Raw genomic sequence first — 15,159 nt, forward strand, 5'->3', positions numbered from 1 at the left:
AGGCAGGCGCCGGACACCCCCGCCACGGCGGTGGCGGCCGCGCTACATTACGCGGCAAGCCGACTTGCGACCGCCCCCCCATGCCCGCCGCCATGCCCGTCATCCGCCTGCTCTGCCTGATCGCGTTGCTCTGCGTGCCGCCGCGCATGGCGGCGGCGGCCGCGTCCACCGACCTGCGCTATGGCCCGGATGCCGCGCAACGGGCCGACCTCTATCGCCCCGACACGCCCGGCGCCGCCCCCGCGCCGATCCTGCTGCTGGTGCACGGCGGTTCCTGGGCCCATGGCGACAAGGCCGATCCGGCCTTCATCCAGGACAAGCTCGCGCGCTGGCTGCCGCTGGGCTTCGTGGTCGTCTCCGTCAACACACGCCTGCTGCCCGACGCGCCGCCGCGTGCCCAGGCCGAAGACCTGGGCCTGGCCGTGGCGTGGATCCAGCGCCACGCCGCCGCCTGGCACGCCGATCCCGGCCGCCTCGTGCTGATGGGGCATTCTTCCGGCGGCCACCTGCTGGCCCTGCTGGCGGCCGATGCCGCCATGCGCCAGCGTACCGGCGCGGCGCCATGGCGGGCCAGCATCATCCTGGACGGCACGCCCTTCGACCTGCCGCGCATCATGGCCGCCGAACACGCGCCGTTCTACGACAAGGCGTTCGGCAATGATCCGGCGCAATGGCGCGCGGCCTCGCCGGCCGCGCAACTGAGCGGGGCCAATCCGCCCACCCTGCTGGTCTGTTCGTCGCTGCGACCGCACTCGTGCCAGCGGTCGCGCGACTATGCGGCGCAGCTGACGGCCCGGGGCGGCCAGGCGCAGGTGCTGCCGGTTGCGCGCAACCACGGGCAGATCGACACCGACGTCGGCGGCGACAATGACGCCACCCGCGCCATTGTCGCGTTCATCGATGCGCAACTCGGGCGCCACGCGCGCGCACCGGACGCGCCGGCGATACGGCCCTCCCCATAAGCCGGCGTCAGGCGTAAACTGGCAGCAGAAAAATAGGCTGTATGCGGCTACCGAGGGGCAGCCGCCGGAGATGACCATGCATGCCACCACCCCACGCGCGCTTGCCTTGCTGGCCGCCCTGCTGATTCTGAGCGGCTGTTCCTCACTGGGCCCGGGCGGCCCGCCGCACCCCGGTGCCGTCAATCCATACAGCAGCGGCGGCTTCCGCGACGCCGGCCCGAACTATCCGGACACCGGCCCCTGAAAGCCCGGCGCCGCCGGCCCGCCGCGCGCGGTCGCGGCGGCTGGCCAGGGCGCAACGCCACGCGCCCCGGCGCCCCCCTGCGCGGCTACTTGTGCTTGGCCCCGCCCTGGCGCGCCTTGAAGCGCGGGTTGGACTTGCAGATCACGTAGATGCGCCCGCGACGCTTGACCACCTGGCAGTCACGGTGGCGGGTCTTGGCGTCTTTGAGCGACGAAAGGACTTTCATGCGGGGGCTCCGGCAAGAGGGCAAACAGGCCGCAACGCCCTCGCGGGCCGTCGGCGGATATTGAATGATATGTAATAACATTACTATTGTCACGCAAGGATAGCCGGGCCGCTTGCAGCCTTCTCAGACCACGGGTAAATTGTTGACAATCCAACGCCCAGCGGCGTTAAGCAGCGGATTTTGACCCAAAAAATCACCTGATTGTCGACACCATGAGCAAAGTGCTGACCTTGCCCGGCGCCCTGCCCGACGACAGCGAGACCCTGGCGGAACAGATCTTCCGCAAAATCCAGGCCGCCATCGTCAAGGGCGAAATCGCCCCCGGCAGCAAGATCTCGGAACCCGAACTGGCGCGCATCCACGGCGTCAGCCGCGGGCCGCTGCGCGAGGCCCTGCACCGGCTCGAAGGCCAGCGCCTGCTGGTGCGGGTGCCGCACGCCGGCGCCCGGGTGGTGTCGCTCAGCCCGCAGGAACTGGCCGAACTCTACGAAATCCGCGAATCGCTCGAAGGCATGGCCTGCCGCCTGGCGGCCGAACGCATGGCGCCGGCCGAAGTCGAGCAAGTGCGCCAGGTGCTGCACGCCCACGAAAAGGACGAGGCCTTCCAGGCCGGCATCGGCTACTACCAGCAGGAGGGCGACTACGACTTCCACTACCGCATCGTCAAGGGCAGCGGCAACCAGATGCTGTTCCGCATGCTGTGCGACGAGCTCTATCAACTGGCGCGGATGTACCGTATCCAGTACTCGACCACCCCCAACCGCCCGCGGCAGTCGTATGCCGAGCACCACCGCATTCTGGACGCCATCGCCGACCGCGATGGCGAGCTGGCTGAACTCCTGATGCGCCGCCACATCCGCGCATCCCGTCTCAACATTGAAAAACAGATCGCTCAGGGCAACCTGAAGCGCACCGAGGCATGAACAAATCCTATCGCAAGCCCCTGCAAGGCACCCGCCTGGACTATTTCGACGCGCGCGCCGCCGTGGACGCCATCGCCCCCGGCGCCTACGACCGCCTGCCCTACACTTCGCGCGTGCACGCCGAGAACCTGGTGCGCCGTTGCGATCCGGCGCTGCTGACCGACGCGCTCAAGCAGCTGATCGAACGCCGCCGCGACCTGGACTTCCCGTGGTATCCGGCGCGCGTGGTCTGTCATGACATCCTCGGCCAGACCGCGCTGGTGGACCTGGCCGGCCTGCGCGACGCCATCGCCGACAAGGGCGGCGATCCCGCCAAGGTCAACCCGGTGGTGCCGGTGCAGCTGATCGTCGACCACTCGCTGGCCGTGGAATACGGCGGCAACGACCCCGACGCCTTCGCCAAGAACCGCGCGGTGGAAGACCGCCGCAACGAAGACCGCTTCCACTTCATCGACTGGACCAAGCAGGCCTTCCGCAACATCGAAGTGGTGCCCCCGGGCAACGGCATCATGCACCAGATCAACCTGGAACGCATGTCGCCGGTGATCTACACGCAGGACGGCGTGGCCTTCCCCGACACGCTGGTCGGCACCGACAGCCACACCCCGCACGTGGACGCGCTGGGCGTGATCGCCATCGGCGTGGGCGGCCTGGAAGCCGAGAACGTGATGCTGGGCCGCGCCTCGTGGATGCGCCTGCCCGACATCATCGGCGTCGAGCTGACCGGCCGCGCCGGCCCCGGCATCACCGCCACCGACGTGGTCCTGACGCTGACCGAATTCCTGCGCAAGGAAAAGGTCGTGGGCGCCTACCTGGAGTTCCACGGCGCAGGCGCCGCCAGCCTGACGCTGGGCGACCGCGCCACCATCTCGAACATGGCGCCGGAGTATGGCGCCACCGCCGCCATGTTCGCCATCGACCAGCAGACCATCGACTACCTGCGCCTGACCGGCCGCGAGGACGAGCAGATCGCGCTGGTGGAAACCTACGCCAAGACCGCTGGCCTGTGGGCCGACAGCCTCAAGACCGCCGAATACGAGCGCGTGCTGCGCTTTGACCTGTCGACCGTGGTGCGCACCCTGGCCGGCCCGTCCAACCCACACCGCCGCCTGCCGGTGTCCGACCTGGCCGCGCGCGGCATCGCCGGCACGGTCGAGAACCAGCCGGGCCTGATGCCCGACGGCGCCGTCATCATCGCCGCCATCACCAGTTGCACCAACACCAGCAACCCGCGCAACGTCATCGCCGCCGGCCTGCTGGCGCGCAACGCCAACCGCGCCGGCCTGACCCGCAAGCCGTGGGTCAAGAGCTCGCTGGCCCCCGGCTCCAAGGCCGTGGCCCTGTACCTGGACGAAGCCGGCCTCACCGAAGAGCTGGAAAAACTCGGCTTCGGCGTGGTGGCGTTCGCCTGTACCACGTGCAACGGCATGTCGGGCGCGCTCGACCCGAAGATCCAGCAGGAGATCATCGACCGCGACCTGTACGCCACCGCCGTGCTGTCCGGCAACCGCAACTTCGACGGCCGCATCCACCCCTACGCCAAGCAGGCCTTCCTGGCCTCGCCGCCGCTGGTGGTGGCCTACGCCATCGCCGGCACCATCCGCTTCGACATCGAGCGCGACGTGCTGGGCACGGACGCCAACGGCCGCGAGATCCGCCTGAAGGACATCTGGCCCAGCGACGAAGAGATCGACGCCATGGTCAAGGCCGCCGTCAAGCCGGAACAGTTCCGCAAGGTCTACGCGCCCATGTTCGGCCTGCGCAACGAGCGCGACGCCGCCGTGGATCCGCTGTACGCCTGGCGCCCGCAGAGCACCTACATCCGCCGCCCGCCGTACTGGGAAGGCGCCCTGGCTGGCGAGCGCACGCTGCGCGGCATGCGGCCGCTGGCCGTGCTGGGCGACAACATCACCACCGACCACCTGTCGCCGTCCAACGCCATCCTGATGGACAGCGCCGCCGGCGAATACCTGCACAAGATGGGCCTGCCGGAAGAGGATTTCAACTCCTACGCCACCCACCGCGGCGACCACCTGACCGCGCAGCGCGCCACCTTCGCCAATCCCAAGCTGTTCAACGAGATGGTCAGGAACGCCGACGGCACGGTCAAGCAGGGCTCGCTGGCCCGCGTCGAACCGGAAGGCAAGGAAATGCGCATGTGGGAAGCCATCGAGACCTACATGGGCCGCAAGCAGCCGCTCATCATCGTGGCCGGCGCCGACTACGGCCAGGGCTCGTCGCGTGACTGGGCCGCCAAGGGCGTGCGCCTGGCCGGCGTCGAGGCCATCGCCGCCGAAGGCTTCGAGCGCATCCACCGCACCAACCTGATCGGCATGGGCGTGCTGCCGCTGGAATTCAAGCCGGGCGTGAACCGCAAAACGCTCGGCCTGGACGGCACCGAGACCTACGACGTGGTGGGCGAGCGCAAGCCGCGCGCCGACCTGACGCTGGTGATCCGCCGCCGCAACGGCGAAACGCTGGAAGTGCCGATGACCTGTCGCCTGGACACCGCGGAAGAAGTGTCGATCTACGAGGCCGGCGGCGTGCTGCAACGCTTCGCGCAGGACTTCCTGGAAGCCGAATCGGCCGCCGGCGCGGCCAAGCAGGCCGGCTGACACACCTTCGCATGGCGGGCGCCAAGGCGCCCGCCTTCCCCACCCAAGACATCAGGACTGCCCCCCATGGCCCATGCCCCCCAGATCAAGATTCCCGCCACGTACATGCGCGGCGGCACCAGCAAAGGCGTGTTCTTCAAGCTCGACGACCTGCCCGAATCCGCCCGCGTGCCGGGCCCGGCGCGCGACGCGCTGCTGCTGCGCGTCATCGGCAGCCCCGACCCCTACGGCAAGCAGATCGACGGCATGGGCGCGGCCACCTCCAGCACCAGCAAGACCGTCATCATCGGCAAGAGCAGCCGGCCCGAGCATGACGTCGACTACCTGTTCGGCCAGGTCTCGATCGACCAGGCCTTCGTCGACTGGAGCGGCAACTGCGGCAACCTGTCGGCCGCCGTCGGCCCCTTCGCCATCACCAATGGCCTGGTCGATCCGGCCCGCGTGCCGCGCGACGGCATCGCCGTGGTGCGCATCTGGCAGGCCAACATCCAGAAGACCATCATCGCCCACGTGCCCATCACCGACGGCGCGGTGCAGGAAACCGGCGACTTCGAGCTGGACGGCGTGACCTTCCCGGCCGCGGAACTGCAACTGGAATTCCTGAACCCGGCCGAGGAAGGCGACGGCGGCTCGATGTTTCCCACCGGCAACCTGGTGGACGACCTGCAAGTGCCCGGCGTGGGCACCTTCAAGGCCACCATGATCAACTCCGGCATCCCCACCATCTTCCTGAATGCCGAAGACCTGGGCTACACCGGCACCGAACTGCAGGACGACATCAACGGCGACGCCGCCGCGCTGGCGCGCTTCGAGACCATCCGCGCCCATGGCGCGCTGCGCATGGGGCTGATCAAGACCCTGGAAGAAGCGGCGGCGCGCCAGCACACGCCCAAGGTGGCCTTCGTGGCCGGCCCCAAGGCCTACACAGCCTCCAGCGGCAAGCAGATCGGCGCGGGCGATATCGACGTGCTGGTGCGCGCCCTGTCCATGGGCAAGCTGCACCACGCCATGATGGGCACCGCCTCGGTGGCCATCGCCACCGCCGCCGCCGTGCCCGGCACGCTGGTCAACCTGGCGGCCGGCGGCGGGCAGCGCGACCAGGTCAACTTCGGCCATCCCTCGGGCACGCTGCGCGTCGGCGCCCAGGCCCAACTGATCGATGGTGAATGGACGGTCACCAAGGCCATCATGAGCCGCAGCGCGCGCGTGCTGATGGAAGGCCGGGTGCACGTGCCGCGGTCCGGCTTCTGAGGCGCCGGCCGCGCCCTACTGGGTTTTTTCCTTCGGCGCGCTGGCCACCAGCGCGTCGAAGTCCCTGTCCAGCCTGGCCAGCGCGTCGGCGATGTGCGCGCGGCGTTCCTTGATCCACTTGTCCTGCGCGGCCAGTTGTTCGCGCGCCTCTTTGATCATGCGCGCCATTTCCGCCGGTTGCGGGCCGCCGCTGGTGGCGCGGTTCCTGACGATGGCGACCGGATCCAGCGTCGACCGGAACTCGGCCTCGCTCATCGGCAGTTCGTTCGGGTACTTGGAACCCTTCATCGCCTCGGCGTAGATGCTGCGCGCCTGGTCGTACGGGAAGTCCAGCGGCTTGATGTTGTTGGCCTTGGCGTAGCTCACCACCTCCGAGGCGAAATGGTGGCCGTCGCGGAACGGCAGCTTGTACTTGCGCATCAGCACGTCGGCCAGTTCCTGCGAGGCGGTCCAGTCGCTGTTCAGTTCCTCCAGCGCGCGCTCGGGGCTGATCACCATGGCCTTGAGCACGCGATCCCAGCGCTTGAGCGCCGCGATGCCGGCATCCACCATGGCCGAGTTCTGCTTGACGTCCTTGGGATCGCTCATGCCGGGTGTGATGTTGTGCGTCTGGATCACCGGCCCCATCGCCAGCGTCACCGCGGTCGAGGCATCGCTGCGCGTGTCGTTGAGCAGGCCGGGGTTGCGCTTTTGCGGCATGGCGCTGGACACGTAGGTGTTGCCGCCGCCCTCTTCCAGCAGGATCCAGGGACGCGACTGCGCATATTGCGTCATCACGTCCTCGACGAAGTTGCCCGTGCGCAGCGCGATGCTGGTGACAATCGACGCCACTTCCACCGGCTGGTCCATCGACGAGATCTGCGAGGCGTCATAGGCGTTGTCGACCAGCGCCGTGAAGCCCAGGTACTGCGCCATGCGCTTGCGGTCGAGCGGCCAACTGGTGCCATTGAGCACCGTGGTGCCCATGGGTGAGCGGTCGATGCGCACATAGGCTTCGCGGATGCGCTGCGCGTCGCGCGCCAGGCCGGCGGCCTGCCCCAGCAGGTAGTGGCCGTAGCTGTTGGGCTGGGCCGCCACGCCGTTGGTGTAGTTGGGCACGATGGTGGCGCTGTGCCTGGCGGCCAGTTCCACCAGCGTGGTCGAGGTGGCATTGAGCTGATCCGCCAGCTCCAGCAGCTTGTCGCGCAGGATGGCGCTGCGATAGGTGGCGTGCATGTCCTGGCTGGAACGGCCGGCGTGCAGCAGCGTCACGTCCTCGCCCGCCGCCTTGATCAGCAACGGCTCGAAGGTGATGACGCTGGCCGGCCGCTTGGCGCCCGGCTGGTTGCCGTCATGGATCACCTTGGCCACGCCCGCCGCCAGGCGCGGCGCCATGGATTTGTCGAGCAGCCCCTGGTCGGTATTGATGACGGCCGTGGCCTTGTTGATCTCGCCCAGCCAGAAGAAGGGGTCGCGCGGCGGCTGGGCCGCCGCCTGCTGGGCCGAGGCGGCGTGGACGCCGAGGGACAAGACGAGGGCTGCGCCCAGCGCGGGCAGGAAATGTCTCATGGTGTTCTCGTTATGATGGGAAAAACGAACCCCTGTATCAAACACCATTTTTGCGCGCCGTGTGCCACAAAATGCAAGCCGGCGCGCTACCGGCCAGCCGCATCCTGACCCGGCGGCGTCACCGTCCAGCGCAGCACGAAACGCGCGCCCCCCATCGGGCTGTCGCAGACCCAGACGGCGCCACGGTGACCGGCCGCGACGCGTCGCACGATCGCCAGTCCCAGGCCCGCGCCGCCCGTGCCGCGGTCGCGGCTCTCGTCGAGCCGGATGAAGGGTTCGAAAATCCGTTCGCGGTCGGCCACCGGAATGCCCGGCCCGTCGTCGTCCACGATCAACTCGAAATGCCCCGGCGGCGTGTGCGTCAGCGCGATATCGACGCGGCCGCTGGCATAGCGCACGGCGTTCTGCACCAGGTTCAGCAGGGCCCGGCTCATGTAGCGCGGATGCAGGCGGACATGCGGCGGATGGCCGGCCGCCACCACGCAGCACACGTTGCGGGCCTGGGCCTGATGGGCCACCTGGGCCAGGGCCTCGCCCAGCCAGTCGCGTGTGTCCACCGTTTCCAGCCGCACGGTTTCCTCCATGGGACGCTCCAGCCGGGCGTAGACCAGCAGTTCCGCCACCATGCTCTCCAGCTCCGCGATGTCCGCGCGCATGTCGCGCAAGACGCGCTGATGCGCCGGTGACAGGCCATCGCGGGCCAGCAGGTCGACTTCGAACGACAGCCGCGCCAGCGGCGTGCGCAACTCGTGCGAGACGGCGTTGGTCAGGCTGCGCTGATTGTCGATCAGGGCGGCAATGCGCTCGGCCATTTGATTGAAGCTCTCGCCGACGTGGCGGATGCCGGCGATGCGCGACAGCCGCACGCGCATGCTCAGTTCTCCCTGCCCCATGCGCAGCGCCGCATTGCGCAACGCGTCCATGTCGCGCCACATCGGCAGCGCCCATAGCGCCAGCAGGCCGACCACCACCACCACGCCCAGGCAGATCCACACGGACACCGCGAGCACCGTGTCGAACACGTTCGGCAGGCGCAATTCCAGCCATTGCGCGGGTTCGCCGGGCAGTGGCACCAGGTGCGTATCGAAATCGTCCCGCATCACCACGCCCAGGGTCTGCCGCTGCTCAAGCTCGTCATCGGTCAGATGCACCTGGTCGCCACGCAAGACCCGCATCGCGATGCCGTAATGGGGCTGCACCTGCTCGCGCAGCACGCTGTCGCGCTGCGCCGGGGCCACCGCGTCCAGGCGCGCGTGCAATTCGTGAAACTGGCCGCGCAGCGACTGGAACGCAACCTCCTCCACCATCGGCTTGAGCAGCGTCCCCAGCCCCTTGTCCAGGAACAGGTAGGCCAGGCCGAGACTGATCAGGACCACGACGACAAGGCGAACGAGAAATTTGAGCATCAAAAGCCTTCGGGCCGGCGTCAGGGCGCGAGCGAGGACAGGGGCAAGGGAAGAAGGCGCGGCGCGCGGGCACGGCGGCCGGCAGCGCGCAGCCGGCGTGGCGCCTGGGGATGATAGGAAAAGAGCCGGCGCGGGTTCCGCCGGTTTTTGTGTGGCTTTTGTGAAAAACCGTTAACGCGCGGCGCGGGCCTAGCGCGCGCGACATGACGGCGCGGCGCGGGCCGAGCGCGCCGCCGGCATCACGGCGCGGCGTGCGGACATGGCGCGCCGGCCGCTACGCCATCACCCGAGATATTCGACGTTGCCGCAAACCGAAATGCTTTGGCCGCTGATCATCGCGCCCTCGTCCGAACACAGGAACGCCACCTGATTGGCGATGTCCTCGGGCTGGGTCATCTTGCGCAGCGACACTTTCTCCACCAACCGCGCGCGCATGGCGTCGTGGCTGACGCCGCCGGCCGCCGCGCGCGCGGCGATGATGCGTTCCACGCGGTCGCCCGCCACCACGCCCGGCAGCACCGAGTTGACGCGGATGCCGGACGGCCCCAGCTCCATCGCCCAGGTCTGCGTCAGCCCGGCCAGCCCGAACTTGCTGGCGCTGTAGGGGCTGCGCAGCGAAAAGCCCAGGCGGCCCGCGACCGACGAGATGTTGATGATGGCCCCGCCGCCCGCCTCGCGCAGCAGCGGCACCGCGCTGCGCGCGCACAGGAAGGCGCCCGTCAGGTTCACGTTCAGCGTGGCCTGCCAGGCCGCCAGCTCGGTGTCTTCGAGCCGGCTGGTGGGGCCCGAGATGCCGGCGTTGTTCACCAGCGCGTCCAGCGCGCCCCAGCGCCGGGCCAGATCCGCGAACATGGCCAGCACCTGGGCTTCATCGGCCACGTCCGTGACGCTGCCGCTCAAGCCGGGATGCGCCTGCACCGCCGCCTGCACCGCCTGCGCGGCCACATCGCAGATGTGCACCTGCGCGCCCGAGGCCAGGAACTTGCGCGCGATGGCCAGGCCGATGCCCGCCGCCCCGGCGGTGATCAGCACCCGCTTGCCCTTCAACGATTCGATCATCAGGCTATTCCCCCTCGAAAACCCGCGCCGCCGTGCCTCACAGCGCGAATTCCGGCCGCACGCCGCTACGCAGCGGCAATCCCATGATCTCGCGCGCCTCGGCGGGCGTGGCGGGCTCCATGTCCAGTTCGCGAATGATGCGCACGATGCGCTCGGTCAGTTGCACATTGGTCGCCAGTTCGCCATGGCGGTAGTACAGGTTGTCCTCCAGCCCCACCCGCGCATGTCCGCCCAGCAGCAGGGCGCTGATGTTGGCCTCCAGTTGCGACGGCCCGATGCCGCTGACGCAGAAGATGCTGTTCTTGGGCAGCAAGTCCACCATCATCTGCAGGTGGCGCGGCGAAAACGGCATCGCATTCTGGAAGTTGCGGTGCACGTTCATCACCAGGTTGATGAAATGCGGTTCCTCGTCCAGCCCTTCGTTGATCAGCGTGGTCGCATCCTGCAGGATGTGCGTCGGGCTGAACACCTCCCACTCGGGCTTGATGCCGCGCGCCTTCATGCCGGCCGCCAGCTCGCGCGCGCGGGTCAGGGGCGTGTTCATCAGGTATTCGCGGTCGCCGAAAGCCAGGTTCAGCGTGGTAGCGTCCAGCGTGCACATCTCGGCGCCGGCATCCATGCCCTTCAGGCGCTCCTCCCACAGGATCTCCCAGGTGCCCGGCGTGGTCTCCCTGACCATGTCGCCATGCACGCCGCCGCCGGTGGAATTGTTCAGCACGATGTCGCAGCGCTCGCGGATGCGCTGGTTCATGTCGCGATAGATGGCCGCGTCGCAGGTGGCCTGGTCGTCGGGACGGCGCGCGTGCAGCGCGACCACGCTGGCCCCGGCGTTGTAGCAACGGTAGACGTCCGCGGCGATCTCGGCCGGCTGGGTTGGCAGATGCGGGTTCTGGCTCTTGAACGCCATGCCCCCGGTGGGGGCAATGGTCACGATCACTTTGCGTTTTGCCATGGCGGTTCTCTTATTTCCAGAGGGTGCAGCGGGTCTCGGCCTTGGTGGTGAAGGCTTCGTTGCCGTCGATGGTCTGCACCACCTTGAAGTAGTCCCAGGGCGCCTTCGATTCCTCGGGCGTCTTGACCTGCAGCAGGTACATGTCATGCACCACGCGCCCGTCCGGGCGCACCACGCCGTTCTTGATGTAGACATCGTCGAGCTTGTTCTCGCGCAGATAGGCCAGCACCTTGTCGGCATCGTCGGTGCCGGTGGCCTTGACCGCGCGCAGGTACTGGATGGCCGCCGAATAATCAGCCGCCTGCAGCGACGACGGCATGGCGTTGCGGCGCTCGTAGAACTTCTGCGCCCAGGCCCGCGTCTCGTCCGAGGCGTTCCAGTACCAACTGTCGGTCAGGTACATGCCCTGCGCCGTCGGCAGGCCCATGGCGTGGATGTCGTTGATGAACATGATCATGCCGGCCAGCCGCATTGTCTTGGTCAGGCCGAATTCGTTGGCCGCCTTGATCGCGTTGGTGGCGTCCGCGCCGGCATTGGCCAGCGCCAGGATCTCGGCCTTGCTGGCCTGCGCCTGCAGCAGGAACGACGAGAAGTCGCTGGTCGACAGCGGATGCTTGACCGACCCGACCACCTTGCCGCCGCCCGCCTCCACTACCTTGGTGGTATCGGCCTGCAAGGCGTGACCGAAGGCGTAGTCGGCCGTCAGGATGTACCAGCTCTTGCCGCCCGCCTTCACCACCGCCGCGCCGGTGCCGCGCGCCTGCGCCACGGTGTCGTAGGCGTAGTTCAGCGTGTAGGGCGTGCACTGCTCGTTGGTCAGCGCCGGCGCGCCCGCGCCGACCACGATGATGGGCTTTTTCTTGTCGGCCGCCACCTTCGACATCGCCAGCGCCGTGCTGGAATTAGTGCCGCCGATCAGCATGTCCAGGCCGCGCTGGTCGAACCATTCGCGCGCCTTGGCCGACGCGATGTCGGCCTTGTTCTGGTGGTCCGCCGTCAACAGTTCGATCTTCTTGCCGTTGATCTGGCCGCCCATCTCCTCGATGGCCATCTTGATGGCCTCGGCCCCGCCCGGGCCGTCCGGCCCCGAATAGACGCCCGACATGTCGGTGATGAAACCGATCCGGATCACGTCGTCGGAAATCTGCGCCCGGGCCGCGCCCGCATGCAGCAGCGCGCCGGCGATGGCGCCGGCCAGGACCGCGCGCGAAAACCTGCGTGGCATTGACAACATACTTGTCTCCTCTTATGGTTTTTTTGGCTCTGGGGCCCCGAATATTCTCGGACTGGCCCCAAATGCGAACAGTCATCATGTTGACAAAGCGCCCTAGGGTTTACCTGGGCGCCCTCACCACGGCGGAACGGGGACAACCATGCGCGTAGCGGCAGCCGCAAGCGGCCATGAACCTGCCAGCCCGAAACGGCGATCCAGGCAAGACCCGCTGGACCGGATGCTGGCTGTCGTACCCTGGTACAACGGCCTGCCGCGCCTGGAACGCGACCTGGTGCGGGCCGAGTTGCGGGTGGTGTCATTGCAGGCGGGCGAGCGCCTGTTCCGCGAAGGCTCGAAATCGCTGGGCTGGTACGGGGTGGTGGACGGCCTGGTGAAATGGTCGTCGCGCGGCTCCGACGGCAAATCGCTGTCGCTGGCCGGCTTCAGCACCGGCAGTTGGTTCGGCGAGGCCACCATGATCCGCCGCGAACCGTTCGAGTATGAAGTGGTGGCGCTGCGCCCGAGCCAGATCGCGATCCTGCCGCGCGACACCTGCGAGCGCCTGTGGAACCACAACATCGAGTTCACCAAGGCGCTGATGACACACCTGGCGCAGCGCGTCAATTGGCTGATGGCCTGCTACACCGGCAACGTGCTGCTGGACGTGGACACCACGGTGGCCCGCGCAGTCGCCGCGCAACTGAACGCCGAACAGCACTCCGGCACCAACGGCCGCCTCAAGATCTCGCAGGAAGAAATCGCCGGCCTGTGCGGCGTGTCGCGCCAACGCTGCAACGCCGCGCTGACGCGGCTGGCGCGCGAAGGCGTCTTGCAGACGCACTATGGCGGCATGACGATCGTGGACCGGGAAGCGTTGTACCGGCATGCCAAGCTGAACCGCGAACCGGCGGACCACCCGGCCGACATGCCGGCATAGCCGAGCCGGGGCCGTCAACCCGACGCGTTTGCGCAGCCCCGCCCCATTCGCGGTATCTTTGCGCCTTTCGTTGCTCGCCATTCATCGACCCATGATGCCCGCCCCGACGGCACCGGCCCGTCCCCTGATCACGCCACGCCTGTCACTGCGGCCGGCGATTCGCCAGCATGCCCCCGCCTTGCTGGCGTACCACCTTGCCAACCGGGCCCACCTGCAGCCGTGGGAACCGGCCCGGCCCGACGCGTTCTACACCGCCTCGTCGACCGAAGAACGGCTGGCCGCGATGCAGATGAGCGCCGCCGCCGGGCAGGCGGTGCACCTACTGCTGTTCGACAGGATCGACGACAGCCTGGTCGGCACCTGCAACTTCACCAATATCGTGCGGGGGGTTTTCCAGGCCTGCCATCTCGGCTTCTCGCTCGCGCAAGATCGCCAAGGCCAGGGACTGATGCGGGAATGCCTCGCCGCCGCGACACATTTCATGTTTACCGAACACAGGCTGCACCGCATCATGGCGAACCACCGGCCCGAGAACACGCGCAGCGCGCGTCTGCTGAACAGCCTGGGGTTCGAGCGCGAAGGCATGGCTCGCGCCTATCTGAAGATCAACGGCGCCTGGGCCGACCACGTGCTGACTTCGCTGATCAATCCCGCCGACGCGTGATCGGCCGCGACGCCGCGCCACCGCGTTCCCGGCCAGGCCGGTCTACGCGGCTTCCTGCCTGGCCGCGCGGTTGCGGCGCAGTTGCACCACCTGCTCGGCCCCCACGGCGCGGGCGCGCAATTGGCCACAGCCGCCATCCACATCCTGCCCGGCGCTGTTCCGTATCTTGGTCAGCACGCCACGGCGATGCAGCGTGCGCACGATCTCGCGGATGCGTTCGGTCTCGGGGCGCTGGTAGTCGTCGCCTTCCAGGCTGTTGAAGGGAATCACGTTGAGCACGCCGAACTTGCCCTTGAGCAGGCCCGGGATGGCGTCGAGTTCGTCATCGCCGTCATTGATGCCCTTGAGCAGCGTCCACTGATACTGGATCGGGTAGCCGGTGTCACGGGCGTAGCGCTCGCCCAGTTCCACCAGTTCCCGAGGCGCGATCTTCGGCGCGCGCGGCAGCAGGTGCTCGCGCAGGTCGGCCCGGGTCGTATGCAGCGACAGCGCCAGGGCCGGCTTGACACGCTGACGCGGCAGCGCCTCGAACACGCGCGGATCGCCCACGGTGGAGAACACCAGGTTCTTGTGGCCGATGTTGCCTTCGGTGCCCAGCAGGTCGATGGCTTCCAGCACGTTGTCCAGATTGTGCGCCGGTTCGCCCATGCCCATGAAGACCACTTTCTTGACCGCGCGCAAGCGCCGCGCCAGCACCACCTGCGCCAGAATCTCCATGCTGGCCACCTGGCGGATCAGCCCGCTCTTGCCGGTCATGCAGAACCGACAGCCGACCGCGCAGCCGACCTGGGTGGACACACAGAGTCCGTCGCGCGGCAGCAGCACGCTTTCCACCATCTGGCCGTCGGCCAGATCGACCAGCAGGCGCGAGCCATCGTGGCCGGCATGTTCGGAACGGACGCGGGCCAGGCCATCCAGTTCCGCCGCCAGGGCGGGCAGCGCCTGGCGCAGCGCCAACGGCAGATAGTTGTCGAAGCGCCGCCGCCACGTGTCACTGTCGAACGCCTGACCAGTCAGCCAGGCGCGCATGACCCGGCCGCGATGAGCAGGCTGGGCGCCTAGGGCGGCGAGACGTTGGTGGAAATCGGCGTAGCGCATGGGGAGCGAATTTTACCCCGCCCGGCACGCCCGCTCGGCAAGCTCGGCGCCCCGCATGACG

At 68.2% G+C, this 15,159-nt stretch carries 14 protein-coding genes; 7 read left to right on the forward strand and 7 right to left on the reverse strand.

Annotated features, from left to right (window positions below):
* The first annotated feature begins 80 nt into the window (after positions 1 to 80).
* Positions 81 to 962, forward strand: coding sequence for an alpha/beta hydrolase (locus tag ACN6O8_RS15805; RefSeq protein ID WP_427991982.1), 882 nt, complete (start codon positions 81 to 83; stop codon positions 960 to 962).
* A 76-nt stretch (positions 963 to 1,038) separates the two neighbouring features.
* On the forward strand, positions 1,039 to 1,206 hold the full coding sequence (locus tag ACN6O8_RS15810; RefSeq protein ID WP_427991983.1) for a hypothetical protein: 168 nt from the start codon (positions 1,039 to 1,041) through the stop codon (positions 1,204 to 1,206).
* Positions 1,207 to 1,291: 85 nt separating this feature from the next.
* Here the strand turns inward: ACN6O8_RS15810 and ykgO are convergent, their stop codons facing one another.
* Positions 1,292 to 1,432, reverse strand: a complete 141-nt coding sequence (gene ykgO / locus ACN6O8_RS15815) for a type B 50S ribosomal protein L36 (protein WP_006385796.1) — start codon at positions 1,430 to 1,432, stop codon at positions 1,292 to 1,294.
* Between the two features lie 212 nt (positions 1,433 to 1,644).
* Between ykgO and ACN6O8_RS15820 the strand changes: the two genes are divergently transcribed.
* From ACN6O8_RS15820 to prpF, 3 genes are all read left to right on the forward strand, one after another.
* Positions 1,645 to 2,355 carry a GntR family transcriptional regulator gene (locus ACN6O8_RS15820; protein ID WP_427991984.1) on the forward strand — a complete coding sequence of 237 codons (711 nt, stop codon included), beginning with the start codon at positions 1,645 to 1,647 and terminating at the stop codon, positions 2,353 to 2,355.
* Positions 2,352 to 4,970, forward strand: coding sequence for a Fe/S-dependent 2-methylisocitrate dehydratase AcnD (gene acnD / locus ACN6O8_RS15825; RefSeq protein WP_427991985.1), 2,619 nt, complete (start codon positions 2,352 to 2,354; stop codon positions 4,968 to 4,970). Before ACN6O8_RS15820 ends, acnD begins: the two co-directional genes overlap by 4 nt.
* A 66-nt stretch (positions 4,971 to 5,036) precedes the next feature.
* On the forward strand, positions 5,037 to 6,221 hold the full coding sequence (gene prpF / locus ACN6O8_RS15830) for a 2-methylaconitate cis-trans isomerase PrpF (RefSeq protein ID WP_427991986.1): 1,185 nt from the start codon (positions 5,037 to 5,039) through the stop codon (positions 6,219 to 6,221).
* A 15-nt stretch (positions 6,222 to 6,236) separates the two neighbouring features.
* On the opposite strand, the gene ACN6O8_RS15835 is transcribed toward prpF, so the two are convergent.
* The 5 genes from ACN6O8_RS15835 to ACN6O8_RS15855 form a co-directional block, all read right to left on the reverse strand.
* Positions 6,237 to 7,769, reverse strand: a complete 1,533-nt coding sequence (locus ACN6O8_RS15835; RefSeq protein WP_427991987.1) for an argininosuccinate lyase — start codon at positions 7,767 to 7,769, stop codon at positions 6,237 to 6,239.
* An 86-nt stretch (positions 7,770 to 7,855) separates the two neighbouring features.
* Entirely contained in the window at positions 7,856 to 9,175 is a 1,320-nt protein-coding gene (locus ACN6O8_RS15840; RefSeq protein ID WP_427991988.1) for an ATP-binding protein, read from the reverse strand.
* Between the two features lie 282 nt (positions 9,176 to 9,457).
* Complete coding sequence (locus ACN6O8_RS15845; RefSeq protein ID WP_427991989.1) at positions 9,458 to 10,234, reverse strand: SDR family oxidoreductase; 777 nt, start codon at positions 10,232 to 10,234, stop codon at positions 9,458 to 9,460.
* A gap of 37 nt (positions 10,235 to 10,271) precedes the next feature.
* The gene (locus ACN6O8_RS15850) at positions 10,272 to 11,186 is read right to left on the reverse strand and encodes a 3-keto-5-aminohexanoate cleavage protein (protein ID WP_427991990.1); all 915 of its coding nucleotides are present in this window, start codon (positions 11,184 to 11,186) and stop codon (positions 10,272 to 10,274) included.
* A 10-nt stretch (positions 11,187 to 11,196) separates the two neighbouring features.
* Complete coding sequence (locus ACN6O8_RS15855) at positions 11,197 to 12,420, reverse strand: ABC transporter substrate-binding protein (RefSeq protein ID WP_427991991.1); 1,224 nt, start codon at positions 12,418 to 12,420, stop codon at positions 11,197 to 11,199.
* 217 nt (positions 12,421 to 12,637) lie between these two features.
* Between ACN6O8_RS15855 and ACN6O8_RS15860 the strand changes: the two genes are divergently transcribed.
* Positions 12,638 to 13,336 (forward strand): Crp/Fnr family transcriptional regulator, encoded by a 699-nt coding sequence (locus tag ACN6O8_RS15860; RefSeq protein ID WP_427991992.1) that lies wholly within the window; start codon positions 12,638 to 12,640, stop codon positions 13,334 to 13,336.
* 91 nt (positions 13,337 to 13,427) lie between these two features.
* Positions 13,428 to 14,000: a GNAT family N-acetyltransferase gene (locus ACN6O8_RS15865; protein ID WP_427991993.1), complete on the forward strand. Its 573-nt coding sequence runs from the start codon at positions 13,428 to 13,430 to the stop codon at positions 13,998 to 14,000.
* Between the two features lie 42 nt (positions 14,001 to 14,042).
* On the opposite strand, the gene ACN6O8_RS15870 is transcribed toward ACN6O8_RS15865, so the two are convergent.
* Positions 14,043 to 15,098, reverse strand: coding sequence for an RNA methyltransferase (locus ACN6O8_RS15870; RefSeq protein WP_427991994.1), 1,056 nt, complete (start codon positions 15,096 to 15,098; stop codon positions 14,043 to 14,045).
* Between the last annotated feature and the right edge of the window lie 61 nt (positions 15,099 to 15,159).

This window comes from Achromobacter sp. (assembly GCF_050285565.1).
Classification (GTDB): domain Bacteria; phylum Pseudomonadota; class Gammaproteobacteria; order Burkholderiales; family Burkholderiaceae_B; genus Achromobacter.

Excerpts from the sequence above, each read along its gene's own strand:
- ACN6O8_RS15840 (WP_427991988.1), bottom strand. The coding sequence starts at position 9,175 with ATGCTCAAATTTCTCGTTCGCCTTGTCGTCGTGGTCCTGATCAGTCTC.
- ACN6O8_RS15850 (WP_427991990.1), bottom strand. The coding sequence starts at position 11,186 with ATGGCAAAACGCAAAGTGATCGTGACCATTGCCCCCACCGGGGGCATG.
- ACN6O8_RS15805 (WP_427991982.1), top strand. The coding sequence starts at position 81 with ATGCCCGCCGCCATGCCCGTCATCCGCCTGCTCTGCCTGATCGCGTTG.
- ACN6O8_RS15860 (WP_427991992.1), top strand. The coding sequence starts at position 12,638 with ATGCTGGCTGTCGTACCCTGGTACAACGGCCTGCCGCGCCTGGAACGC.
- ACN6O8_RS15835 (WP_427991987.1), bottom strand. The coding sequence starts at position 7,769 with ATGAGACATTTCCTGCCCGCGCTGGGCGCAGCCCTCGTCTTGTCCCTC.
- ACN6O8_RS15865 (WP_427991993.1), top strand. The coding sequence starts at position 13,428 with ATGATGCCCGCCCCGACGGCACCGGCCCGTCCCCTGATCACGCCACGC.
- acnD (WP_427991985.1), top strand. The coding sequence starts at position 2,352 with ATGAACAAATCCTATCGCAAGCCCCTGCAAGGCACCCGCCTGGACTAT.
- ykgO (WP_006385796.1), bottom strand. The coding sequence starts at position 1,432 with ATGAAAGTCCTTTCGTCGCTCAAAGACGCCAAGACCCGCCACCGTGAC.
- ACN6O8_RS15845 (WP_427991989.1), bottom strand. The coding sequence starts at position 10,234 with ATGATCGAATCGTTGAAGGGCAAGCGGGTGCTGATCACCGCCGGGGCG.
- ACN6O8_RS15870 (WP_427991994.1), bottom strand. The coding sequence starts at position 15,098 with ATGCGCTACGCCGATTTCCACCAACGTCTCGCCGCCCTAGGCGCCCAG.
- ACN6O8_RS15810 (WP_427991983.1), top strand. The coding sequence starts at position 1,039 with ATGCATGCCACCACCCCACGCGCGCTTGCCTTGCTGGCCGCCCTGCTG.
- prpF (WP_427991986.1), top strand. The coding sequence starts at position 5,037 with ATGGCCCATGCCCCCCAGATCAAGATTCCCGCCACGTACATGCGCGGC.
- ACN6O8_RS15855 (WP_427991991.1), bottom strand. The coding sequence starts at position 12,420 with ATGTTGTCAATGCCACGCAGGTTTTCGCGCGCGGTCCTGGCCGGCGCC.
- ACN6O8_RS15820 (WP_427991984.1), top strand. The coding sequence starts at position 1,645 with ATGAGCAAAGTGCTGACCTTGCCCGGCGCCCTGCCCGACGACAGCGAG.